This is a genomic window from Arthrobacter sp. ISL-30, from assembly GCF_018613855.1.
In the GTDB taxonomy this organism is placed as follows: Bacteria; Actinomycetota; Actinomycetes; order Actinomycetales; family Micrococcaceae; genus Arthrobacter.
This window is the reverse complement of the sequence record NZ_JAGGPK010000016.1, coordinates 38,265-61,676: the sequence shown is the minus strand read 5'-3', so window position 1 is coordinate 61,676 and position 23,412 is coordinate 38,265. Positions and strand designations below refer to the sequence as shown.

The following is a 23,412-nucleotide window of genomic DNA, read 5'->3' as shown; positions in this document are numbered from 1 at the left end:
GACTCGCAGTTGTTGTCGTCATGAGCTCTCATAACGACAACAACTGCGAGTGAGTTGGGTTGGTTACTGGGCGGCCCTCTGCCTGGACACTTCGTAGAGCGAGATGCCCACGGCCATGGACGCATTCAGCGATTCCATGGCTGAATCGATTGGAATCGAGACGATCTGGTCGCAGTTTTCACGGACGAGGCGGCTCAGGCCCTTGCCTTCGGAGCCCACGACGATGCAGACGGGCTCGGTGGCCAGCGACAGCGCCGGAAGCGAAACGTCGCCGTCTCCGTCGAGGCCGAGCACGTAAATGCCCATGTTCTTGAACTGCTTCAGGGCGTTGTTAAGGTTAGAGGCGCGGGCTACGGGGACGCGGACGGCGGCTCCGGCGCTCGTCTTCCAGGCGGCAGCGGTGACGCCCACAGAGCGACGCTCCGGGACGACGACGCCGTGGCCGCTGAAGGCCGACACGGAGCGGATGATTGCGCCAAGGTTACGCGGGTCGGTGATGCCATCGAGCGCCACAAAAAGGGGTGCGTTGGCGATATGCCCCTTCTTCCACTTTTCGATGGTCTGCTCGGCGAGCTCGTAGGCGTCCTCGTACTCGTACGGAGGGATCTGCAGGACCAGGCCCTGGTGGACGGCGTCCTCCGTCATGCGGTCGAGCTCGGGCTTGCCGGTCTCCAGCAGCGGAATCCCGCGTTCGGCCGCAAGCTTCAGCGATTCCTTGACGCGGTCGTCCATTTCGATGCGGATGGCGACATGGAGGGCCTTGGCCGGGATGCCGGCACGCAGTGCTTCAACAACGGAGTTGCGCCCGGTGACGAATTCCTCGGTGGCACGTCCCTTCGGACCCGAGCGGGCGCCGCCCTGTCCCTGGCGGCCGGAGGGCCCGCCGCGCTTGGCGGCGGCACGCTCGGACAGTTGCTTGTTCTTGAACGCCTTGTGATAGACGCGGTCCTCAGCCTTTGGCGTGGGGCCCTTGCCTTCGAGGGCCTTGCGGCCGTGGCCACCGGTACCGGTGCTGGGGCCCTTCTTGCTCTTGCGGATTGCGCCAGGGCGACCGTGGTTGGCCATGAAATTCCACCTTGATTGGATTGGGTAAGTCTGGTCTCCAGTCTACTGACTCAAGACAAATGGACGGGCGTAGCCGTTCTTAGCCCCGTTCCTCAGTCCCGCTTGAGGCTCCAGCTGGCGCCATCGGGACCGTCTTCCACCATGATGCCTGCGGCGGCGAGGGAGTCGCGGATGGCATCGGATGCGGCCCAGTCCTTGTTGGCGCGCGCCTCGGCACGCTCCGCCAGCCGGGCCTCCACGAGGACCGCCAGGGCGGCATGTTCCAGGGTCTCGGCGGCGTCGGGACGCTGGACGGCGTCGAGTCCCAGGACGTCCGTCATGGTGAGGACGCTCGCCATGGCTTCCCGGGCCGTGTCGTCGTCCGCAGCCGCAAGGGCAGTGTTCCCGATCCTGACCGTTTCGTGCAGGGCCGCGAGGGCCTGCGGAACGTTGAGGTCATCGTCCATTGCCGCGGCGAAGCGTCCATGCGCTTCGGCAACGGCATCGGACTGCCAGGAACCGCTGTCAAAGCCGACGTCGGTTCCGAACTTGGCACCCGTCTTGGCCAGGAAACCGTCAATTCGTTCGACGGCGGCCGCGGCCTCCGGGAGCGATGTGGGCCGGTAGTCCAGCACCGAGCGGTAGTGCGCCTGGCCAAGGTAGTAGCGGACAACCCGCGGTGAAGCTACAGCAAGCATTTCCTCAGGGCTGATGGTGTTGCCAACGGACTTGGACATTTTTTCACCCTCGTAGGTGACCATGCCGTTGTGCATCCAGAAGTTCGCGAACGTATGGCCCGCCGCCTGGGACTGGGCCATCTCGTTTTCGTGATGGGGAAAACGCAGATCAAGTCCACCTCCATGAATATCGAAGGTGGTGCCGAGGTACTTGCTGACCATCGCCGAGCACTCCAGGTGCCAGCCGGGACGACCCCGGCCCCAAGGTGATGCCCAGCTTGCCGTGATGGGCTCGCCGTCCTTGTGGCCCTTCCAGAGGGCGAAGTCGCGGGGGTCCTTCTTGCCGCGGGGGTCGGCGTCGGCGGCCCCTTGCATGTCATCAATATTCTGCCGTGTCAGGGAGCCGTACCGGTCCCAGGAACGAACGTCAAAGTACACGTCCCCGGAGCCATCGAGGGCCGGGTAGGCATGTCCCCGATCGATCAGTTGCTGGATCAGCGCGTGCATTTCGGGGATGTGGCCCGTGGCGCGGGGCTCATACGTTGGCCGCTGTACGCCAAGGACGTCGTATGCCTTCTCGAATTCCTGCTCGTAGCGATAGGCAAGGGCCCACCACTCCTCCTCAGGCTTCGCCGTCGGCTCCTCCGCCCAGTCGGGCCCGAACGACTGGGCAGACTTGGCAAGGATCTTGTCGTCGATATCGGTGACGTTGCGAACCACGGTCACCCGCAGTCCTCGATACTCAAGCCAGCGGGTCAGCTGGTCAAAGGCGATTGCCGAACGGATGTGCCCAACGTGCGGCATTCCCTGCACGGTCGCGCCACAGTAATAAACACTGGCCTGACCCGGTACCAGGGGAACGAAGTCGCGGACTTCGGCGGATGCTGTGTCATAGAAGCGCAGGGTCACCGCTCCAGATTATCCGATGCCGGCCGGCCGCGGCCCTACTTGCAGACTTCGCCGATCTTGTTGTTCAGGGCGGTTAGTTCCTGGGTCTGTTCGGCGCTCCTGGTCCCCAGAGACGTTCCCGCAGCCTTCTTCATGATGTCGGCCATCTTCTGGATGTGCTCCGAGATTTCCGGAGCCACTTTGTCGGCGGTCTCCTGGTAGTGATCGGCGATCTGCTGCGACTGCTGCTGCTGGTTGCCGGTTGGCTTGAAGGTGTCCTGCTGCAGGAAGTCACAGCTCTCCTGGACACTCATTCGCGGGCTTCCGGCGCAACCGCCCAGGAGCAGCGCTCCGGTGACTGCAGTGGCGGCGACGACGACGGACATGGGCTTCTTCACTGGTTACTCCCCTTCCGTGGAGGCGGGCTGCTGCTTGATCGGGTAAACGAGGGCGGTGGCGACAGCAGAGATCCCTTCGCCCCTGCCAGTGAATCCCAGCCCGTCGCTGGTTGTGGCGGTGACGCTGACCGGTGCGGCGGCTGCCTCGCTTAGGACCCGCTGGGACTCCTCCCGCCGTGGTCCAAATTTGGGCCTGTTGGCTACGAACTGCACCGCCACGTTGCCGATTTCGAATCCTGAGGCCCGGACGATGCGGGCGGCCTCGGCAAGCAATGTCGTACCGGAAGCGCCGGCAAGTTCGGGGCGGTCAGTGCCGAAGTGCGTGCCAAGATCGCCAATGCCGCAGGCGGAGAACAGGGCGTCCGCCGCAGCGTGGGCGACGCAATCGCCGTCGGAATGCCCGGCGAGCCCGCGCTCGCCCTCCCAAAACAGCCCACCCAGCCACAGGGGCTGGGGATTGTCCTCCGGCGCATAGGCGTGCACGTCTACACCTACGCCTGTCCGTGGCAGCAGCAATCGTCCTCCTGAATTGTGAGTTTCTCCGCTTCGCATGGCGCTTCAGCGATTCAGTGTGTCGCCCCGGAACGCTCCGGGCTGGTCAGCCTTCGATGAAGCGCATTCCGAGGGGCCCCTCGAGCAACCCCTCCGCGAGGATGAGATCAAGGGGCGTCGTAATCTTGAGTGACTGGCTGGCCCCGCGAACCGCGTGCACCGGCACACCCAGCATCTCCACCAGCATGGCATCGTCTGTCACGGCCGCGGACTGAGCGTCGTCGAAGCCCGCCGCTGCCTCATGCGCCTGCAGGAGCGTGGAAAGCTCGAATCCCTGGGGAGTCTGGACTGCCCTCAACTGTTCCCTGGGCGCCGTCCCGGTGACCAGCTCGGGTGCGATGCTAGCTTCTTCGCCCTCAGTCCTGGTGACAGTCTTGACTGTATCAACTACCGGGAGGGCTGGAATCACGGCCTTCCCACCGGATGCCAGTGCGGCCGCCACACGGTGGAACACGGCCTCCGGCGCAAGAGCGCGCGCGGCGTCATGGACCAGTACGTACCTGGTTCCGTCCCGAAGGGCATTCAGCGCGGACCGCACGGAGTCGGAACGAGTGGATCCGCCGTCGACAAAAGTCACGTGCGGAGCCATGTCACCGAGCTCGGCGCCGATCTCCGCTGTGAAGGCGTCACACAGCTCCCGGAGCTGGACGTCGCCCCGTGGCAGCGCTACGCAAATCTGTGAGGCAATTCCTGCCGCCGCCACTCCCCGAAGGGCATGGGTCAGGATCGCCTCGCCCGCCAAAGGCACTTTCGCCTTGGGCATCCCGTACCCGAGGCGCTCGCCTGACCCGGCGGCCACAACGACGACGGCGGTGACGTCGCGTGAAGCCGCAGCACTGGTGGAGGTTTCAGCACTGTTGGAAGGAATAGTCATGCGGACAAGCCTACGTCCTGGCAAAAAAGAAACCCCGGCGGCTTTCGCCACCGGGGTTCAATTCTTAGGAAGCCAGAACCTCGTCGAGAACGCTTGCAGCTTTCTCTTCGTCGGTCTTCTCTGCCAGGGCCAGTTCTGAAATCAGAATCTGCCGAGCCTTGGCCAGCATCCGCTTCTCCCCCGCGGACAGGCCGCGGTCGTGATCCCGGCGCCAAAGATCGCGAACAACTTCCGCAACCTTGATGACATCGCCGGAAGCAAGCTTCTCGAGGTTTGCCTTGTAACGTCGCGACCAGTTGGTGGGTTCTTCAGTGAACTCGGCACGGAGGACGTCGAAAACGTGCTCCAAACCTTCCTTGCCCACTACGTCCCGGACCCCAACAAGGTCAACGTTCTCTGCTGGAACTTCAATGGTCAGATCACCCTGAGCCACCTTGAGCTTGAGATACATCTTCTCTTCGCCCTTGATAGTGCGCATCTTGATTTCTTCAATTTTTGCTGCACCGTGGTGAGGGTAAACTACTGTCTCGCCGACCTCAAAAACCATGTGGACTTTCCCCTTTCCCGCAGACCAGTTTATCACGTTTAAGGCATACGACAGGCACGGCCGGCCGGCCACACCCCAGTAAATACGCGGAAATTGGCGGCATTCGGCTTCCGGACCCCCTTGACGAACGCCGGGAAAGGTGCATCAAACAGGCACCCAGCCCTCGTGGATGGGCTCCAGAACGCTTCGCCATGATGCAGGCACGAATCCTTGTTTAAGGGGGTTTGCCGATAGGCTATGGCTGAAAAACGTTCAAAGACTCTTGAGGAGTACGTGTCGTGCGCATTACTGCGATGAACCGTGTCCAGCGCGGCAAGCTGGCAATGGCAGCGGCCGCCATCGGCGTCGGTCTCTTGTCCGTGACCGGCTGCGGCTTCGTCAACGCCCAGCAGACCTCCCACCAGTACGCCGCATCGGACGGGATCGTGGAGGACCTTGGTCCGATACAGCTGCGCAACCTGCTGATCGTCTCCACCGGAGAAGACGAACCGGGTCGGGTTGTAGGGGCCATATTCAACAATTCTTCCAGCGACGTCACTGTGACGTTCAAGGGGGCTTCCGGTTCACAGACCCAGGTTCCCGTGAAGGCCAATTCCTCCACGCTGCTGAACAACACCACCGATCCGGCAACCCTCAGCAGTGCGGGCGCCCAGCCTGGCTCGCTTGCTCCGGTTACCGTAAGTGCTTCAGGCACCAGCCGCGAACTAAAGGTTCCTGTTGTGGATGGTTCCTTGCCGGAGTACCGCGAGTACCTTCCCGCCGGCGCCACACCGACGGGGACTGCCTCCCCGACCGGAACGGCCTCCCCGACCGGTACCGCGAGCCCGGGAGCGGGCCACTAGGCGCGTCCCTTCAGGCAATTCACCCTTCGGCAATCCAAAAAAGAGGGGCTCCCAGCGGGAGCCCCTCTTTTCGTGCGTCTAGTAGCTTGACCTATCGGCCGCGCCTTACGGTTCGAATTTGTAGCCGAGGCCGCGAACTGTCACCAGGTAGCGGGGCGCTGAGGGATCCGGCTCGATCTTGCTGCGCAGGCGCTTCACATGGACGTCCAGCGTCTTGGTGTCTCCCACGTAGTCCGAACCCCAGACCCGATCAATGAGTTGCCCGCGTGTGAGGACGCGCCCTGAGTTTCGCAGGAGCATCTCCAGGAGCTCGAACTCCTTCAATGGCAGGGACACCTGCTCGCCACCCACGCTCACGACGTGCCGCTCAACATCCATGCGCACTGGCCCTGCCTGGACCGTCGTCGAAATCAGTTCCTCGGGCTCCCCCTGCCGACGAAGAACGGCACGCACCCGCGCCACAAGTTCCCGGGAAGAATACGGCTTGGTGACGTAGTCGTCAGCGCCGAGTTCGAGGCCCACCACCTTGTCGATTTCGGAGTCCTTGGCGGTCAGCATGATGACCGGAACGCTGGAACGCTGGCGCAGCTGACGGCAGACTTCGGTCCCGGGGGTGCCGGGCAGCTGAAGGTCCAGAAGCACCAGGTCGGCGCCGTTGCGGTCGAATTCCACCAGCGCGTCTGTGCCGTTGTCCACTACTTCGACATCAAAACCTTCCTTGCCCAGTAGATAGGACAGGGGGTCGCTGAACGATTCCTCGTCCTCGACAATGAGAATCCTGCTCAAGCGCTGGCTCCTTGCTCACGGGCGTGCGGGACGCCCTCTCCTTGTATTGCGTTTGCGGGGCTTGCAGCGGTGCCGGCGTCGGAAAGAGCGGCAGCTGCTGCCATGGGTACCGGCCGTCCGGTTTCGTCGTCGAGGTCTTCCATCTCGGGCAAGCGAAGAGTGAACGTTGAGCCCTGGCCCGGCCTGGACCATACCGTGACTTCTCCGCCATGGTTGGAGACCACGTGCTTAACGATACTCAGGCCAAGTCCGGTACCTCCCGTGTGGCGCGAGCGTGCGGCGTCGACCCGGTAGAACCGTTCGAAAACCCGTTCCTGGTCCTCTTCGCTGAGGCCTTCTCCCTGGTCCGTGACGGAGATGGCAACAACGCCTTCCTTGGCGCGTACGCCCACCCCTATCCGCGTATTATCCGGCGAATAGCGGATGGCATTGTCAATGAGGTTGCGCAAGGCAGTGACAAGGAGATCCTGGTCTCCAAAGACCTTTGACTCGACGCGGCCGCCCACCACTATCTGCATGTTCTTGCTTTCGGCCGGGAGCAGGGAGCGGTCCACGGCCTCGGTAACCACCGTATTGATGTCAACAGGTCGGCCTTCCTGGGCAACATTGGCTCCTTGAAGGCGCGACAGTTCAATGATGTCCTGGACCAAGGCGGACAGGCGGGCAGACTCCTTGTGCATCCGCTTGGCGAACCGCCTCACGGCTTCCTCGTCATCGGCAGATACTTCCAGGGCCTCCGCGAGGAGCGAGATCGCACCGACGGGGGTCTTGAGCTCATGGGACACGTTGGCCACGAAATCGTTGCGGATCTCTTCCGTGCGGGTGATCTCGGTGCGGTCATCGGCCAGCAGGACAATGTACTCCCAGCCGAGCAGCGCCGCCCTGACCTGGACCACGATGCTGCCCTTGCCCAACGGACCGCGCGGGAGTTCGAGCTGCTCCTCGAGGATCACGCCGTCGCGGCGGACTTTCGCGGTCATGTCCAGGAGCTGCGTGTGAACGAGCGTGTGGCCACGGACCAGCCCGTAGGCGTAGGCAGCGGGACTGGCGCGGACTACGCCGTCGATTGCGTCCACCACCACGAAGGCGCGGCCGACGACGGAAAGCACTTCAGCGGCGCCTTCGGGAAGCACGGACTCCGTGGATTCGACGTCGACAATCCGTCGCTGCCGTTCACTGAGCCGGAAGGCCAGCACGCCAAAGACGCCAAGGGCCAGGCCCACAAGGCCCGCAATCACACCGACTAGAACTGGATCCACGGTTCTAGCTTAGGCGCTGGTTTTCAGGCCAAACATGAATCCCCCACCATTCCGCGGGCGGTTCAGCTAACGTTCATCTAAAGGAGCATAATCGTTCATTGACCACTGGCACTGTTACTGGTTGGACTGCGGCAGGTGCGGGATCCTCCCCTCGCCTTGGTCGGAGACAGATTTGCAAGGAAAGGACGCCTAGTGCGTAAGGTTTTTCAGGAAGAGCTCGCCCAGGTGGGCGTCGACCTCATCGAGATTTCAAAACTGGTCACCGAGGCGATCGAAAAGGCAACTACAGCCTTCGAAGGTGCGGACGTGGACCTGGCGCAGGACGTCATCGCGGCGGATGCCCGAATCGATTTCTTGCAGACGAGCCTGGATGAACGCGCCATCGATATCCTGGCACTCCAAGGGCCCGTGGCCAGCGATCTGCGCATGATCGTGGGCTCCCTGCGTATGAGCGCATCCCTCGAACGCATGGGCGATCTCGCGCGCCACGTGGCGCAGCTTGCCCGCCTGCGCTACCCGGCAACGGTGATTCCGGCCTCGCTGACTGATACCTTCAAGGCGATGGCACAGCATGACATCGAAATCTCCGGCAAAGTCACCCAACTTCTGGAGACGCGCGACCTCGAGATGGCGCGGGACATCCTGAAGCTCAACACCGCCGTCGACGACCTCCACTTGAGCGTCTTCAGGGCAATCGCCGAAGAGCGCTGGCACGAATCCCCCGCTACCACCGTGGACGTTGCCCTTGCAAGCCGTTACTTCGAACGTTTCGCCGACCACGGTGTGTCCGTCGCACGTAAGGTAACGTACCTTGTAACTGGCGAATGGCAACCGCAGGGCTTCGGCGACCGCTAAGCTCGCGTTCCCACTAGTAGTAACGACGAAGGCCGGACACCTTGGGGGTGTCCGGCCTTCGCCGTTGGCTCAGCCTCCCTGTGTTTACCGCTTGCCCTGTGCGGCAACGGCCTTGATGGACTCTGCGGCGGCGTCCGGGTCGAGGTAGGTGCCACCCGGGTTGAGGGGCTGGAAGTCTTCGTCGAGGTCATAGACGAGCGGGATGCCAGTGGGGATGTTCAAGGCAGCAATGTCCTCGTCGCTGATGCCGTCAAGGTGCTTGACGAGGGCGCGCAAGGAGTTGCCGTGGGCGGTCACCAGAACGGTCTTGCCCGCCTTGAGGTCTTCCTTGATGTCCGATTCCCAGTACGGCAGCAGGCGGACCAGTACATCCTTGAGGCATTCCGTGCGCGGCAGCGCGTCTCCGAGGCCGGCATAGCGGGGGTCGTGGGCCTGCGAGAATTTGCTGTCATCGGACAGCGGCGGCGGCGGGGTGTCGTAGGAGCGGCGCCACTCCATGAACTGGTCCTCGCCGTACTCGGCAAGCGTCTGCGCCTTGTCCTTGCCCTGCAGGGCGCCGTAGTGGCGCTCGTTGAGGCGCCAGTCGCGCTTGACGTCGATCCAGCCGCGGTCTGCTTTGTCCAGGGCAATGTTGGCAGTGTTGATGGCGCGCTTCAGGCGCGAGGTGTAGAGGATGTCCGGGAGAACGTCGTTCTCAACCAGGAGCTCCCCTCCGCGTGCTGCTTCCTCACGGCCCTGATCGTTCAGGTCGACATCCACCCAGCCGGTGAACAGGTTCTTGGCATTCCATTCGCTGTGGCCGTGGCGCAGCAAGATCAGCTTGTAAGTCATGATTGTCATCCTAGCCGAGCAGTTGGCGACGTTGCCGGGCGTTACGCGGCTACCCTTGAAGGGTGGTGCAGAAAGCGGAACGCGTGCGGGGACGGCAAGGCAGGCCTGTCGGAAACGTCACTCGAGGCACCACCAATCCCAACCGGATGCGTCGACTGGACCGCTGGCTTACCGGCCCACAGGCCCGGCGGCTTAGGGCAGCCAAGCACCCGCTCGTGGTGGACCTCGGATACGGAGCCTCGCCGACCACCGCCGTCGAACTTTTCGAAAGGCTGCAGGCCGTGAGGCCTAACGTCCGGGTCTGCGGCATTGAAATAGAGCCCGCGCGGGTGCATGCCGCTTCGCGCCTTGCCCGTCCCGGATTGTCCTTCCATTTGGGAGGCTTCGAGGTTCCGGTTCCCGGAGACCCCGTCCTGGTCCGCGCCTTCAACGTACTGCGACAGTATGAGGAAACCGACGTTCCGGCGATCTGGGACCTTGTGCGGTCACGGCTGTCGCCCGGCGGATTGTTCGTTGACGGAACCTGCGACGAAATCGGGCGGCGAGTTACGTGGGTTGCCATGGATCCGGAACGGATCCTCAGTCTCAGTATCTCGATGCGCTTCGGCAGCTTCGAGCTACCTTCCGAGATCGCCGAACGCCTGCCGAAGGCGCTGATCCATCGGAATGTTCCAGGTGAGAGGATTTACTCGTTCCTGCAGGCGATGGATCGTGCGTGGCTTGAAGCAGCTCCCCTTGCGTCGTTCGGCAACAGGCAGCGCTGGTCGGCCATGTGCCGTTCACTGCTCGACGGCGGCTGGCCGCTGCTGGACGGCCCCTCGCGCTGGCGTCTCGGGGAACTTACCGTGGACTGGGAGTCGGTGGCGCCGGGCTAGTGCCCGCGGCTACCAGGGTCCGGCAGTTACCAGGGGCCCGGTCGCTTACCAGGGCCCGTAGGGTCCGATGTTCCTGCTGCCGCCGCGCCCGGATTCCGAAACGGCGGGCCGGACATCTGCCAAGTACACGCCTGCGACGGTCACTGCCACGATTCCGAACAGGCCCAGTCCCCCGCCACCGGACCACAGCGAGAGGCCGCCGATCAGCGCAGCAATACCAGTCAGCGCCAGCCAGAACGTCTTGGTGCGCTTGGAGGCAGCTTCGAAGGCGCCCGGCTTGTGCCGCAGGCAGTCTACGAACGCCCACAGCTCAAGGCCGAAGGCCACAACGGCCAGTACGAAGTACACCGCGCTCTGCACGACGTCTGCCAGGAATTTTCCGTCCACGAACCCAAGCCTAACTGTCCAGGGACTTCAGGGCTTGATCAAGGTCCGCCCAGAGGTCTTCGCTGTTTTCGATTCCGACGCTCAACCGGACCAGATTGTCCGGGACGCTCTTCGGCTCGGCCTCATGCCGCCGTCGTCGTTCTATCAATGACTCGACGCCGCCCAGCGACGTGGCAGGAATCCAGAGTTCCAGCGCCCGGACCAGGGCGTCGGCCGCTTCGGCGCCGCTCCGGTTGGAATCGCCAGCTACCTGGATGCAGAGGATGGAGCCGAAGCCCTTCATCTGCGCCTTGGCGCGCTGGTGGCCCGGGTCGGTATCAAGCCCCGGGTAGCGGATGCTGTCCACGCGGGGATGGGTGCTGAGGCGTTCGGCCAGGACTGCGGCCGATGCCTGGGAGCGCTCGATCCGCAAAGCCAGGGTGCGCAGTCCACGGAGGGCAAGCCAGGCCTCGAAGGGACCCGCGATGCCGCCGTGAATGATCCGGTGGTGCAGCAGCATATCCCGCAACTCCCGATTGGACGTCACCAGGGCACCGAGGACGACGTCGGAATGGCCCGCCAGATACTTCGTGACCGAGTGGAGGACGACGTCGGAGCCCAGGGCCAGGGGCTGCTGGACGAGCGGGGTGGAGAACGTGTTGTCCGTGACGACGACGGCGCCGGCCAGGTGGGCGGCACCGCACAGTTCGCGCATGTCGGCGATCCCGAGCATGGGGTTCGTGGGGCTTTCGAGCCAGAGCATGTCAGCGGCCTTGCGTCCCTGCGGCGCCAGCTGTTCCTTGACGGCTTCAGTGTCCGCGATGTCCACGGTTCGCAACTCAAGGAATCCCTTGTCCGCAAGCTCCGCCGCCATCACGAGCGATCCAGAGTAACTGTGGGAAGGCATCACAACTACCCCACCAGCCGGAACCAGGGACAGTGCCGAACTGACGGCGGCAAGGCCTGAGGCATAGAGCAGTCCGGGAAGGGCGGCCCCCTCCAGCTCTCCGAGAGCCTCCTCAAACGGATCCCAAGTAGGGTTCGAGTACCTGCCGTAGCCGCGGTCACGGTCGCCAAGCGGTCCCGTCCCAAAGTATGTGGAGGACAACACGATTGGCGGGTTCACGGGGGCGTCGTGGCTGCGCTCCGGGCGCCCGGCGGCCACCACTACGGTTTCCGGCGACAAATGCGCCGCGCGCTCTTCCGAAAGGCTCATGGGTCCAGCGTACGTGGCCGGTGCAGGCTCCCGAAACGAAGGATGTCATTGATTCTCGGTACCCTAGAACAGTGACAACCCACAGCCCCGGACTTTTCATCGCCTTTGAAGGCGGAGACGGCGCCGGCAAGTCCACGCAGGCTGCCCTTTTGGCCGAGGCCCTTGAAACTCTCGGCCATGCCGTGCTGCGTACACGCGAGCCGGGAGGCACCCCCATCGGGGAGAAGCTGCGTTCCCTCGTGCTGGATCATGGTCATGGCAATATCGATGCCCGTACCGAGGCCCTCATGTTCGCCGCTTCCCGCGCCGCCCACGCCAACCAGGTCATCCGGCCTGCCCTGGAGCGCGGCGAAGTGGTCATCACGGACCGTTACATCGATTCTTCAGTCGCCTATCAGGGGGCGGGGCGCGACCTCGGTACGCACGCCGTCCGCACCCTGAATGAGTGGGCCACCGCCGGGCTGCAGCCCGACCTGACGGTGCTGCTCGACGTCGAACCCGAAGACGGGCGGGACCGGCGCACGGCGGGTGAGGCGGCGGAGGACCGTCTTGAATCGGAACCTGACCAGTTCCATGCACGGATTCGGGACGCCTTCCTCGATCTGGCCACCACCCATGCCGACTCCTATCTGGTGCTTCCCGCCAACCTGGAGATCGAAGAGCTGGCGGCCAAAATCCTGGACAGGGTTTCCGAGCTGCTGGAACGCCGATGACGGTCTGGGACGATCTCCAGGGGCAGGATGCGGTGGTTGCGCAGCTTCGCCACGCAGCCCAGGGTGAAAATCCGACCCACGCCTGGCTGTTTACCGGTCCGCCGGGATCGGGCCGTTCGAATGCTGCAAAAGCCTTCGCTGCTGCATTGAACTGTGACCAGGAAGACGTTGCCCTTCGTGGCTGCGGAGAATGCCACGCGTGCCACACTATCCTCGGCGAAACACATTCGGACGTCACGTTCGTGCGCACCGAAAAAGTCACCATCACCATTGATGAGGCCCGCGAGCTTGTCTCCAAGGCCGGAGACCGCCCCGCCTCGGGGCGCTGGCGGATCATCATTGTCGAAGATGCCGACCGCATGGCGGAACGCACCACCAATGTCCTCTTGAAGGCGATCGAGGAGCCAACACCTCGAACAGTCTGGATGTTGTGCGCGCCTTCCCCGGCTGACGTCCTGGTCACCATCCGGTCCCGCTGCCGGCCCGTCAGCCTGCGCCTGCCTCCTGCGGCCGACGTGGCCGCACTCCTGGTCAGGCGGGACGGCATTCACCCGGAGCTCGCTGATCGTGCCGCCCGTGCTGCGCAGAGCCACATCGGCATAGCGCGGCGATTGGCCAGGGACGAGGAAGCTCGGGAGCGGCGGCTGGAAACCGTCAAGTCCCCACTGACGCTGCGGGGCGTTACAGCGGCCGTCATGATGGCTGAAAAGCTTGTTCGGATCGCAACTGAAGAGGCGAATAGTTCCAACGACGAGCGCGATGCGGCCGAGAAGGCCGCCCTGCTTACCAGTTTGGGCGCTCCCGAAACCGGCACCCTGCCCCCATCCATGCGCAGCCAGGTGCGGCAACTGGAGGAAGACCAAAAGCGTCGGGCCAAGCGGTCGGTAACGGATTCCCTCGATCGGACATTGACGGATCTGCTGTCCTTCTACCGGGATGTGCTCATCATCCAGCTTGGGAACGCTGTGGAACTCGTCAACGTTGAATTGAAGGGCGAGCTCGAGGCGTATGCCTCACGATCGACCCCCGAAACCACCCTTGCACGCATGGACGCCATCAACACGGCCCGCATCCGCATTACAACCAGCAACGTTGCGCCGCTGCTGGCGGTGGAGTCCATGGCCACCAGCCTCATCCAGCAGTAACCGTTACCCCGATTCCCCAGTTTTAGGAGAACCGCATGAAGTCTGATCGACGCCGGCCGTCAGGCTCTGCCCGACGTCCGTGGACTGCACGTCAACGTCTGGCCGTTGTCGCCGGAATGCTGGCCTCGGTCCTTATGCTGACTTCCTGCGCATTCTCCTGGCCCCCTGCCGCCACCGATGCGTCCCAGGCTGCCGACCCCTCCATTGTCGAATCGGCACCGGACGCGCTGAAGACGTATTACGGCCAAGAGCTGAGCTGGACCTCCTGCGAGACCAACTTCCAGTGCGCCAATGTCCGGGTGCCCATTGACTATGACAAGCCGGAGGCCGGGGACATTTCGATAGCGGCGATTCGCCTGCGCAGCACCGGCACCAAAAAGGGTTCGCTCCTGGTCAATCCGGGCGGTCCAGGAGGATCCGGCTATGACTATGTGAAAGACGCCGGGCAGACGAACTTCACGGAAAAGCTGAGGTCCAGCTACGACATCGTCGGTTTCGACCCCCGCGGCGTGAAGCGCTCCGCGCCCGTCACGTGCCTCAGCGATGCTGAGCGGGACGCGTCGCGGCAGAAGGTCTACCGCCTGGAAACCGACCAGGGCCTTGAAGCAGCGCTGGCGGACAACAAGGCTATTTTCGAGAAATGCGCAGCAAACTCGGGTCCCGCCCTTGGCCATATCGACACCACCAGTTCCGCGAGGGACATGGATATCCTGCGCGCGGTGCTCAATGACTCCAAAATCAACTACTTGGGCTATTCGTACGGCACCTCGCTAGGCTCCACCTATGCCAGCCTCTTTCCCGACAAGGTGGGGCGGATGGTGCTGGACGGGGCCATCGATCCATCCCTCACCAGTGAGGAACTGACCTCAGGCCAGGCCAAGGCCTTTGAAAAGGCCCTGCGCAGCTACGTGACCAACTGCCTGCAGGAAGCGGAATGCCCGCTGAGCGGAAGCGTCGACGACGGCGTTCAGCAGGTCCGCGACCTTATCAATGCAGTGGACCAGAATCCGCAGCGAGCCAAGGACGGCAGGCTGGTGACAGGCCAGACCTTCGTCAGCGGACTCATCACGCCCCTCTACAACGACCAGAACTGGCCGGTGCTCACCCAGGCCCTGGACCTGGCCATGAAAGGCGACGTCACCCAGATGCTCCGCGTCGCGGACATTGCAGCTGACCGTGAACAGAACGGTAAATACAGTGGTAACAGCTCCTTCGCCTTCAACGCCATCAACTGCCTGGACTACCCCACGGTGACGGACACTGCCGCGATGCGCGCCGATGCGGAGGGACTCAAGAAGGACTCCCCCACCTTCGGCTACTTCTTCGCCTATGGCGGCATCAGCTGCAAAGACTGGCCTTATAAGAGCGTACGGACCCCGGGGCCGATCGAGTACTCGGGCCAGGAACCGATCGTTGTCATCGGCACCACAGGCGATCCGGCCACACCCGTTGAATGGGCCACTGCACTCCGAAAGCAGCTGGGCAATGCTTCCCTCATCACGTGGAAGGGCGAAGGACACACCGCGTATGGACGCTCCAACGGCTGCGTGTCCGACGCCGTGGACAGCTACTTCGTGGACGGAAAACAGCCCTCGGACAACACCCAGTGCTGACACTCCATGCTGCACGCCTGACACGTTAGCTAGCGCCGTACTGCCTTGGGTTCCAGGAGGGCTGGAAGCGCCTTGATGGAAGGGATCACTGCTGTGGCACCTGCGGCACGAAGGGCCGCCTCGGAGTGTGAACCCGTGAGGACGCCGGCAACCACGCTGGCGCCGGCACGCAGCCCGGCGGCGACATCCGACGTCGTGTCCCCCACCACTGCAACCTCCCTGACGTCATCCAGGTCCAAGGCGAGTACCGCCGTCAGGATCATGTCCGGGTAGGGGCGGCCACGTCCTGCGTCCGCCGGGCAGATACTGAGGTCGGCGATCCCCATCCAGCCAAGGGATTCAAGGACCATGTTTTGGGTGTGGCGGCCGAATCCCGTGGCCAGGCAGACCTTCATGCCTGCATCCTGCAGCCAGGAAATCGTGTCCAGGGCTCCGGGAACCGGGCGGATTCCGCCGTGGGAAATCAGCTCGTCATAGGCCAATTCGAACGCCCGGTTTGCGCCGCGCGCCCGCAGCTTGTCCTCGAAAAGGTGGTCGAAGACTGTCGTCCAGGAAAAGCCCATCGTGTCACGGGCATAGCCCAGCATGCTCTCAAAGCCGGCGGAACCGGGCTCTATCCCCTGCTCAGCCAGGGCCCGGGACATGGCGCGTTCCATCCGCCCGTCGTCGATAATGGTGGTTCCCACCATGTCCAAGACAGCGAGACTGAGCCGCCGAACGCTGTGGTTCGCAGTTTCGTCCCATAGTGCAAAGTCCACGCCTGGCCTACCCTTCATTCGAAGCGGCCCATCCTTGAGGCCGCAGTAGTTTTCTAGGATGACGGCAGGGTGAAACGGATGGCTGAATAACCAAGGTCCGGTGAGTGAACTTCCTGACAACGCAGGCGTGCGCGGGGAATTTGTCCTGTTTTGACCGAGGCGCGTTGGCTCCATTAGAGTTGTGTCTTGCGTGATTGGCCCGGCATCGCCGAGCAATTTATGCGTTGCTTCCTTAGCTCAGTCGGTAGAGCGTCTCACTCGTAATGAGAAGGTCACCAGTTCGATTCTGGTAGGAAGCTCGATACCACAGCCCCCGGCCCTCTTGGCCGGGGGCTTTTTTTGTCCTGATTCAAGCCATTCGTATGGACCGCGGGTAGCTATGGCCCATTGCTTCCGGTAGACCTTTTTGGGAATCGTTCGCCCGCTGGTCCAATTTGCCACTGTCTGACGAGTGACCCCCATTGCGTGGATCGACACAGGAACTAACTTCCCCATCGTCCCAACGTGACCATTGACTGGAAAAATGGGGCAAACTAGATTTTCAAACTCTGAAAGGTAGTCATGTCATTGAAGGCTAAAGTCGCGGCAGTTCTGGGGACTGCCGCTTTGGCACTCACTGGCTGTGCCGAAACCGTCACGGCACCCCCGGCACCATCCAGCACTACCGCATCGGCCCCGGCGCCGACCACGACGAGCCCCGCGCCTTCGGGCGACGGCACGACTGCCGCCGCTACGCAGAGTTGGGGAACGCCTGTAGCTGGGGACGAATTCAACTACACCGGGGCGCCTGACCCGGCGAAGTGGAACGTCTACGACAGTGTCGGGCACGCGGGTAATGGAATCCGTTCCCCGCAGCAGGTCGTGGTTGACGGTTCCAAGATGGTGATAACTGGAACCCCGGACGGCACCACTGCCGGAATGTCCGCTAAGTTCGACAGGCGCAAGTATGGCCGCTGGGAAGTCCGCGCGGCTGGCTCGGGCGACAATGAATACCATATTGTGTCGCTTCTCTGGCCGGATAGCGGGAACTGGCCGTGTGACGGCGAAATTAATTACGCGGAAACTACGGGCGTTTGGAATGTGATCAAGTTCTTCCAGCACTACTCGTGCGGGAATTCGCAGACCTCAGGGTCTAAGCCCCTCGACGTGTCCCAGTTCCACAACTACGCGATTGAGTGGACTGACAGGGGGATTGTCGGATATGTGGACGGCGTGGAATGGTTCCGGGATACGAACCCGGCGCACTTGCCTCCCGGGCCCATGCATCAGACGCTTCAACTCGACTGGTTCCCGGACAGCACACCTGACGGGCCCGGGGAAATGCGCGTGGATTGGGTGCGCGTCTATGACATTCCCGCAACCACGACTACAACGCTTCGCGGCGAAAGCGTTACGTTTGCGGCAGCTGGTGATATGAACCCCAGCGGGAACACGTCCACGACTTCCCCCAGCGGTAAGAACGCGGCCAGCATCGTCGCGGATTTGAACGCAGGCACTTTGGACCACTTCCTCGCGCTCGGTGATTTCCAGTACGACAAGGGCACTTGTTCCGAGCTCACGTCCTACTGGAACAAGCTGTGGGGCGGTGCCGTTGCCAAGACGTTCTGGACCACGGGACCAAATCACGATGTGCAGCCCGGCGTGAATGATGACGTAGACCGCTTCATGAACGGCGAGTGCGCTGGCGCGACCACCAAGAGCGCAACCAACACGACGCTGGGACGGTTCCAAGACGCCCTAGAGTGGTATGCGTACGACAGGGGCAATTGGCACATTTTGATTGCCCCCACCGCTACCTGGCGTTACGACACGACCCGTGCGCAGGCCATGACGGCTGAGATGGACGCGGACCTGAAGCGGGCTAAGGCTGCCGGTAAGCACCTGTTGGCCGTCTACCACGATCCGTATTTCACGAGCGACACATCCAGTCACACCCGCTTCACGCGGGCGAAGCCGTGGATCGACATGTTCTGGTACAACGGGGTGCGGGTTCTCTTGTCCGGCTCCCAGCACAACTATGAGCGCACGTGCCCGGTGAACAACGCCGATCAGTGCGTGGCCAACGGGATGCAGCAGTTCCAGGTATCGACGGGCGGAATCGGTCTCCGGGCCTTTACCAGCAATCCCGCCTACGTGGAAAAGAAGTTCAGCGACACATGGGGGCATTTGCGCCTTACGCTGAACGCTGACGGTTCGTACAAGTGGGAATTCCGGCCCGTTTCGGGCGGAATGCAAACCGATTCGGGTTCCCGTCCTGCCCCATGACGTGCCGATTATTTAGGGGTGCCGGGACCCTCGGCTCCAAGGAACCGAGGGCCTTCTGCGTTCCGCGTCAGGGGCATTCCGCCTCAGGCGAAGTCGGAAACTGCAGGGTCAGGTCCGATTCGGCCCTCGTTCCCGCGGTCCAAGCCGTTAATGGCTTCAATGTCCGCGGCGTCCAGTATCAGGCCAAGCGCGGCGAAATTCTCCTGGATCCGGGATTCCGTCACGGACTTGGGGATCACCACGTTGCCGGTGGCCAGGTGCCACGCAATGACCACCTGTGCAGGGCTCGCCCCGTGCTTTGCGGCGACCTCCGCGATGACCGAGTTCGCCAGGAGCTCACCCCCCTGGCCGAGCGGTGACCAGGCCTGAGTCAGGATGCCCTTGGATGCATTGAAATCGCGCAGCTCCAACTGGTTGAAGAACGGGTGCAGTTCGACTTGGTTAATGGCAGGCACAACGCCTGTCTCGTCGATGATGCGCTGCAACCCCTCGGGGGTGAAGTTGGAGACGCCGATGGACTTCACCCTTCCCCGCTTCTGCAACTCTATGAGGGCTTTCCAGCTGTCCACGTACTTGTCCTGTCTGGGCTGCTCCCAGTGGATGAGGTACAGGTCAAGGGTGTCCAGCCCAAGACGGTCCATTGACTAATTAGTTGCAACCTAGGAATAGCGGCGTCTGCAGCTAATTTCCTGAAGCGGAACCTGGATGCTTGTCTTGCAGCTAGCCGCCGGCCTCGGAGAGCAGCCGTTCGGCTTCAGCCACTTGTTCGAAGACTGCTTCCGCACGACGGTGCACGGACGCTGCGCCAACCGGTATGGGTCCCACGGCCAGCCTAAGCATGGCGGCAGCTTCAGCCGTGGTGGCCAGGGAATTTCCGGCCTTCGATAGGGCCCGATGAACTCCCGCGAGTGAACCAGGGATGTCCAGTCCATCGCTAGGAACCAGCCGCTGGGCCTCGACGCAGACAAGGCGGACGCGCGGCGACAAGTCCGCGAGCTGATTGGCAATATGAACGAGCTCGTCGTAGAGCTGCTCGTCTTCCACACCTTCAAGGACTTGATGGTACCGATCGAGGCCTCGATGAAAACGATCGTGGGCACGCCGCCACAGGCCCTTGCCCAATTCGACGTCGTCCTTCCGCCCCTGTCGGGCGGGCCCAAAGAACCCCAAGCCGCGGCTCAGAGATACTGACCCGGGCCGTGGTCCGGGTCTTCCACCGGGACCCCCTTCGCCGGGTTGTTCGCACCGTCAGGGGCCGACGCCCTCTGGGGCTCCCCGTTCTCGCCAATGATCACACCCGGGGCTATCACGGTTCCAGGCGGTAACTGCCGCATCTGCAATTGTGCTGCGGCGTGCTCCCGGGCGGCGTGCTGGGCAGCGATTGCTGTCTGGATGCCGTGGAACAGCCCTTCAAGCCAGCCGACCAGCTGCGCTTGCGCGATGCGGAGTTCGGCGTCCGAGGGCGAGGCAGCATCAGGAAAGGGCAGGCTGATTCGCTCCAGTTCGGCAACGAGCTCCGGAGCCAGCCCGTCCTCGAGCTCCTTGATGGACCGCTCGTGGATTTCCGCCAGGCGTCCCCGGGCTGCGTCGTCAAGCGGCGCCGCCTTCACTTCCTCAAGCAACTGGCGGATCATGGTGCCAATTCGCATCACCTTCGCCGGTTCATCAACCAGGTCCTGAAGGCTTGAGCCCTTGATCCTGCCCACAGGGGTGCCCGGGATGCCAGGCCCGTTGGTGCTGGCCTGCGCCTTTTGGTTATCCACCGGGGTGCCCTCCACGAGCTCGTCGTCGGAAGTGCTGCCTTGCTGAGTGTCATCCTGATCGCTCATGCGTTCATACTCTCATGGCCGCGGGTCAGCCCACCGCACGGACCAGGATTTCGCCTTCGTCCTTAGCGAAACCACATTTTTCGTAAAAGGGCGTTGCATAGGTGTTCGCCGGGACCCATACTTCCCTCACACCTCTCCCGTGCATCCAGTCCTCCATGGCCGCCAGAAGCGCGCGGCCTACGCCCCTTCGACGCCAGTCAACCCGGGTGCCCATCTCCATCAGAAGGAGCTCTGCCCATGGTCCTGCAGTCCTGTGCCGCTGGATGTAGCAGTGCAGGAACCCCATGATCTCCGTTCCCAGCTCCGCCAGCCAGAACAGCACGGAGGGGTCGGACAGGAACGACCGTGCGCCGTCGACAGACAGGGCACCCGACGGGGGCACGGACGGGTCCTGATCGAAGAGATTGTCCTGCTCAGCCAAGAGGTTGAGAACCGCTTCATCCCCCGGCTCAAGCAGTCTGATGAAGAATTTTTCCGGCTTCATCAGCAGGGTTTCAGCCGGCCCCTTTGGACGGTCATCATCGTCTCCTGCCGGTGGTGGCACGTCAGCAACACCTGCCCTGGGGACTCACGTCCTGCCGGTCTGTGCGATCCCGCCAGAACTCGCGCTCGGTCATCGGCCTGCCCGAGTGCCCCGAGGCAGCATGGTGCTCGAGGTACTTGCCGTAGGCATCCGCTCCCATTACCGCTCCAAGATAAGCGGCGAAGCTCCGAAGTCCGCTAATCGCACGCCTCATCAGTGATGCCTCGGCGTTTCCAGGCGCTTCTCGAGCGGGACCTTGGCCCATTCGGCCATGAGCTCGCGCTCCGCAGGCGTCGGGATCAGCCCTGCCGGGGCATAGACGCGGGAAGGACGGCCGGGGTCTTCGTGGCTGTGCCCGCCGCCGTCGCGAATAGACCTAAGGGTGGCGATGATCGCCGTGATGATCACAATGATGCTCAGCACCACGAAGATCACCGACAGCACGCCCTGGATCATGGTGTTCCGGACCACTGCTTCCATGGCTTCAACCGTCCGGGCAGTGCCAAAGCTCGTCTTTCCTTCGTCAAGAGCCTTGGAGAAGGCGGCATTATTGGCAAAGTAGCCGACAGCGGGAACCGGGGAAAAGATCTTGTGCATGCTGGCCGTAATGGTCACGACAGCGGCAAACACCAGCGGCAGGGCCACGATCCAGAGATACTTGAACGCTCCTCCCTTGGCGGCTATAGCCATGCAGACAGCCAGGGCAATGGCGGCAAGCAACTGGTTGGCGATGCCGAAAAGCGGGAAAAAGGTATTGATCCCACCGAGGGGATCCGTGACCCCCAGGAGCAGGACGGCACCCCAGGCACCTACCATGATGGCAGTGCACAGCCAGGCCCCTGGCCGCCAGGAGGCTTCCTTGAACTTCGGGATGAAGTTGCCAATGGAGTCCTGCAGCATAAAGCGCGCCACCCGGGTTCCGGCGTCGACGGCGGTGAGGATGAAGAGTGCCTCGAACATGATGGCGAAGTGGTACCAGAACGCCATCATGGCAGTCCCGCCGATGAACTGCTGCATGATGTGGGCGAGGCCGACGGCGAGTGTGGGGGCCCCGCCGGAACGGGAGACGATGCTGGGCTCACCGACATCATTGGCGGTTTGTGCGAGGTCGCCGGGGGTGATGTTGACTCCGGACAGGCCAAGGCTGTTCACCCATTGGGCGGCGGACTCGACCGTTCCGCCCGTAAGGGCAACGGGAGCGTTCATTGCGAAGTAGATTCCCCGGTCGATCGAGATCGCTGCAACCAGGGCCATGATGGCGACAAAGGACTCCATCAGCATTCCGCCGTAGCCGATAAAGCGGGTTTGGCGCTCCTTCTCGATCAGCTTGGGGGTGGTGCCGGAGGAAATGAGCGCGTGGAAGCCGGACAGGGCACCACAGGCGATAGTCACGAACAGGAACGGGAACAGCGCCCCTGAGAACACGGGGCCGTTTTCACGGCTCGCGAACTCGCTGATGGCCGGAACCGTGATCTCGGGACGGACGACGACGATGGCCAGCGCCAGCATCACAATGACCCCGATTTTCATGAAGGTGGACAGATAGTCCCTGGGTGCCAGCAGGAGCCAGACGGGAAGGACGGCGGCGATGAAACCGTAGATGATGATGCCCCACGCAATAGTGACTTTGTCCAGGTGGAAGAAGGCCGCACCCCATTCCGTGCTGGCCACGGCGCCGCCGCCGATGATCGCCGCAAGCAGAAGCACGAAACCGATGATGGAAACCTCCAGGACCCTGCCCGGCCGGATAAAGCGAAGGTAGACGCCCATAAACAGGGCAATCGGAATAGTCATGCCGACGGAGAAGACGCCCCAGGGGCTTTCGCCAAGTGCGTTGACCACCACAAGGGCGAGGATGGCCACGATGATGATCATGATCAGGAGCGTGGCGATCAGTGCGGCGGTGCCGCCGACGACGCCGAGTTCTTCGCGCGCCATCTGGCCCAGCGATCGGCCGCCTCGGCGCATGGAGAAGAACATCACCAGGTAGTCCTGGACGGCACCGGCCAGCACCACGCCGAGAATGATCCAGATAGTGCCGGGCAGGTAGCCCATTTGGGCGGCGATGACCGGTCCGACCAGTGGCCCCGCACCGGCGATGGCCGCGAAGTGATGGCCGAAGAGGACGTTTCGGTCGGTGCGGACATAGTCCTTGCCGTCAGCCTTGTACTCGGCCGGCGTCGCCCTCCTGTCGTTGGGCTTCAACAGGTAACGCTCAATCACCTTGGAGTAGAAGCGGTACCCGATGAGGTAGGTGCAGACAGACGCGAACACGAACCAGATCGCGTTGACCGCCTCGCCACGAACAATGGCAAGCATGAACCAGGCGATTCCGCCCAAGAGGGAAATTGCCACCCAGACCCCGATCCGCAAGGGTGTCCACTTCCGCTCCTCCGCCTCCCTGACGGAATCCTCCACGGCAGGAGCTGGGAGCGTCGGATCGTGCTCCATCTGCTCGTCCACCGTTCCCGTGCTTTGCGTTCCATCGGGCATTTTGCCCATGTCTCCTCCTTGAGCCTGGTGCGACTGGTGTGCCGCGAGTGCCCTTGCGAGCGC

At 62.8% G+C, this 23,412-nt stretch carries 24 protein-coding genes, 1 tRNA gene and 1 pseudogene; 8 read left to right on the top strand and 18 right to left on the bottom strand.

Going from position 1 to position 23,412, the window contains the following annotated elements:
- Positions 1-63 precede the first annotated feature (63 nt).
- The 6 genes from rlmB to J7E82_RS07265 all read right to left on the bottom strand — a co-directional run bounded on the left by rlmB (position 64) and on the right by J7E82_RS07265 (position 4,980).
- A complete protein-coding gene (gene rlmB, locus J7E82_RS07290) occupies positions 64-1,065 on the bottom strand; it encodes a 23S rRNA (guanosine(2251)-2'-O)-methyltransferase RlmB (protein ID WP_214861960.1) in 1,002 nt (333 codons plus the stop codon).
- A 92-nt stretch (positions 1,066-1,157) separates the two neighbouring features.
- Positions 1,158-2,630 (bottom strand): cysteine--tRNA ligase, encoded by a 1,473-nt coding sequence (gene cysS / locus J7E82_RS07285; protein ID WP_214861959.1) that lies wholly within the window; start codon positions 2,628-2,630, stop codon positions 1,158-1,160.
- Between the two features lie 35 nt (positions 2,631-2,665).
- A complete protein-coding gene (locus J7E82_RS07280; RefSeq protein ID WP_308113678.1) occupies positions 2,666-3,007 on the bottom strand; it encodes a hypothetical protein in 342 nt (113 codons plus the stop codon).
- A 3-nt stretch (positions 3,008-3,010) separates the two neighbouring features.
- A complete protein-coding gene (gene ispF, locus J7E82_RS07275; RefSeq protein ID WP_251041565.1) occupies positions 3,011-3,523 on the bottom strand; it encodes a 2-C-methyl-D-erythritol 2,4-cyclodiphosphate synthase in 513 nt (170 codons plus the stop codon).
- Positions 3,524-3,605: 82 nt separating this feature from the next.
- Positions 3,606-4,433: a 2-C-methyl-D-erythritol 4-phosphate cytidylyltransferase gene (gene ispD, locus J7E82_RS07270; protein WP_214861957.1), complete on the bottom strand. Its 828-nt coding sequence runs from the start codon at positions 4,431-4,433 to the stop codon at positions 3,606-3,608.
- Positions 4,434-4,497: 64 nt separating this feature from the next.
- Positions 4,498-4,980 (bottom strand): CarD family transcriptional regulator, encoded by a 483-nt coding sequence (locus J7E82_RS07265; protein WP_011690592.1) that lies wholly within the window; start codon positions 4,978-4,980, stop codon positions 4,498-4,500.
- A gap of 293 nt (positions 4,981-5,273) precedes the next feature.
- Between J7E82_RS07265 and J7E82_RS07260 the strand changes: the two genes are divergently transcribed.
- On the top strand, positions 5,274-5,822 hold the full coding sequence (locus J7E82_RS07260; RefSeq protein WP_214861968.1) for a hypothetical protein: 549 nt from the start codon (positions 5,274-5,276) through the stop codon (positions 5,820-5,822).
- A 105-nt stretch (positions 5,823-5,927) separates the two neighbouring features.
- Here the strand turns inward: J7E82_RS07260 and J7E82_RS07255 are convergent, their stop codons facing one another.
- Both J7E82_RS07255 and J7E82_RS07250 read right to left on the bottom strand, forming a co-directional pair.
- Positions 5,928-6,608: a response regulator transcription factor gene (locus tag J7E82_RS07255; RefSeq protein ID WP_214861956.1), complete on the bottom strand. Its 681-nt coding sequence runs from the start codon at positions 6,606-6,608 to the stop codon at positions 5,928-5,930.
- Positions 6,605-7,867: a cell wall metabolism sensor histidine kinase WalK gene (locus J7E82_RS07250; RefSeq protein ID WP_214861955.1), complete on the bottom strand. Its 1,263-nt coding sequence runs from the start codon at positions 7,865-7,867 to the stop codon at positions 6,605-6,607. The genes J7E82_RS07255 and J7E82_RS07250 overlap by 4 nt, the downstream gene beginning before the upstream one ends.
- A gap of 192 nt (positions 7,868-8,059) precedes the next feature.
- Here J7E82_RS07250 and phoU point away from each other — a divergent pair, with 192 nt between their 5' ends.
- On the top strand, positions 8,060-8,722 hold the full coding sequence (gene phoU / locus J7E82_RS07245) for a phosphate signaling complex protein PhoU (RefSeq protein ID WP_214861954.1): 663 nt from the start codon (positions 8,060-8,062) through the stop codon (positions 8,720-8,722).
- Between the two features lie 84 nt (positions 8,723-8,806).
- Here the strand turns inward: phoU and J7E82_RS07240 are convergent, their stop codons facing one another.
- Positions 8,807-9,553 (bottom strand): phosphoglyceromutase, encoded by a 747-nt coding sequence (locus J7E82_RS07240; RefSeq protein ID WP_214861953.1) that lies wholly within the window; start codon positions 9,551-9,553, stop codon positions 8,807-8,809.
- A 62-nt stretch (positions 9,554-9,615) separates the two neighbouring features.
- Here J7E82_RS07240 and J7E82_RS07235 point away from each other — a divergent pair, with 62 nt between their 5' ends.
- Positions 9,616-10,428, top strand: a complete 813-nt coding sequence (locus tag J7E82_RS07235) for a class I SAM-dependent methyltransferase (protein ID WP_214861952.1) — start codon at positions 9,616-9,618, stop codon at positions 10,426-10,428.
- Positions 10,429-10,473: 45 nt separating this feature from the next.
- On the opposite strand, the gene J7E82_RS07230 is transcribed toward J7E82_RS07235, so the two are convergent.
- Both J7E82_RS07230 and J7E82_RS07225 read right to left on the bottom strand, forming a co-directional pair.
- The gene (locus tag J7E82_RS07230; RefSeq protein ID WP_214861951.1) at positions 10,474-10,815 is read right to left on the bottom strand and encodes a DUF2516 family protein; all 342 of its coding nucleotides are present in this window, start codon (positions 10,813-10,815) and stop codon (positions 10,474-10,476) included.
- 10 nt (positions 10,816-10,825) lie between these two features.
- A complete protein-coding gene (locus J7E82_RS07225) occupies positions 10,826-12,010 on the bottom strand; it encodes a PLP-dependent aspartate aminotransferase family protein (protein ID WP_214861950.1) in 1,185 nt (394 codons plus the stop codon).
- Between the two features lie 71 nt (positions 12,011-12,081).
- Here J7E82_RS07225 and tmk point away from each other — a divergent pair, with 71 nt between their 5' ends.
- The 3 genes from tmk to J7E82_RS07210 are packed head-to-tail and all read left to right on the top strand — an operon-like array spanning position 12,082 to position 15,481.
- Positions 12,082-12,723 (top strand): dTMP kinase, encoded by a 642-nt coding sequence (gene tmk, locus J7E82_RS07220; protein WP_214861949.1) that lies wholly within the window; start codon positions 12,082-12,084, stop codon positions 12,721-12,723.
- Positions 12,720-13,868, top strand: a complete 1,149-nt coding sequence (locus J7E82_RS07215) for a DNA polymerase III subunit delta' (protein WP_214861948.1) — start codon at positions 12,720-12,722, stop codon at positions 13,866-13,868. The genes tmk and J7E82_RS07215 overlap by 4 nt, the downstream gene beginning before the upstream one ends.
- Before the next feature lie 35 nt (positions 13,869-13,903).
- A complete protein-coding gene (locus tag J7E82_RS07210; protein WP_214861947.1) occupies positions 13,904-15,481 on the top strand; it encodes an alpha/beta hydrolase in 1,578 nt (525 codons plus the stop codon).
- A gap of 29 nt (positions 15,482-15,510) precedes the next feature.
- Here J7E82_RS07210 and J7E82_RS07205 read toward each other — a convergent pair whose 3' ends face one another.
- Entirely contained in the window at positions 15,511-16,257 is a 747-nt protein-coding gene (locus J7E82_RS07205) for an HAD-IA family hydrolase (protein WP_214861946.1), read from the bottom strand.
- A gap of 208 nt (positions 16,258-16,465) precedes the next feature.
- On the opposite strand from J7E82_RS07205, the gene J7E82_RS07200 reads away from it, so the two are divergent.
- Positions 16,466-16,538 (top strand) — tRNA-Thr (locus J7E82_RS07200).
- Positions 16,539-16,800: 262 nt separating this feature from the next.
- Positions 16,801-18,504: a family 16 glycosylhydrolase gene (locus J7E82_RS07195; RefSeq protein WP_214861945.1), complete on the top strand. Its 1,704-nt coding sequence runs from the start codon at positions 16,801-16,803 to the stop codon at positions 18,502-18,504.
- Between the two features lie 83 nt (positions 18,505-18,587).
- Here the strand turns inward: J7E82_RS07195 and J7E82_RS07190 are convergent.
- From J7E82_RS07190 to J7E82_RS07165, 6 genes and pseudogenes are all read right to left on the bottom strand, one after another.
- Positions 18,588-19,148: pseudogene (locus J7E82_RS07190) on the bottom strand (aldo/keto reductase); the annotation flags it as partial.
- 76 nt (positions 19,149-19,224) lie between these two features.
- Entirely contained in the window at positions 19,225-19,674 is a 450-nt protein-coding gene (locus J7E82_RS07185) for a hypothetical protein (protein ID WP_214861944.1), read from the bottom strand.
- Between the two features lie 8 nt (positions 19,675-19,682).
- Positions 19,683-20,333, bottom strand: coding sequence for a bacterial proteasome activator family protein (locus J7E82_RS07180; protein ID WP_214861943.1), 651 nt, complete (start codon positions 20,331-20,333; stop codon positions 19,683-19,685).
- A gap of 25 nt (positions 20,334-20,358) precedes the next feature.
- The gene (locus tag J7E82_RS07175; RefSeq protein ID WP_214861942.1) at positions 20,359-20,817 is read right to left on the bottom strand and encodes a GNAT family N-acetyltransferase; all 459 of its coding nucleotides are present in this window, start codon (positions 20,815-20,817) and stop codon (positions 20,359-20,361) included.
- Positions 20,818-20,878: 61 nt separating this feature from the next.
- The gene (locus J7E82_RS07170) at positions 20,879-21,070 is read right to left on the bottom strand and encodes a YbdD/YjiX family protein (protein ID WP_214861941.1); all 192 of its coding nucleotides are present in this window, start codon (positions 21,068-21,070) and stop codon (positions 20,879-20,881) included.
- Positions 21,070-23,358 carry a carbon starvation CstA family protein gene (locus J7E82_RS07165; protein WP_214861940.1) on the bottom strand — a complete coding sequence of 763 codons (2,289 nt, stop codon included), beginning with the start codon at positions 23,356-23,358 and terminating at the stop codon, positions 21,070-21,072. Before J7E82_RS07165 ends, J7E82_RS07170 begins: the two co-directional genes overlap by 1 nt.
- Positions 23,359-23,412: the final 54 nt, after the last annotated feature.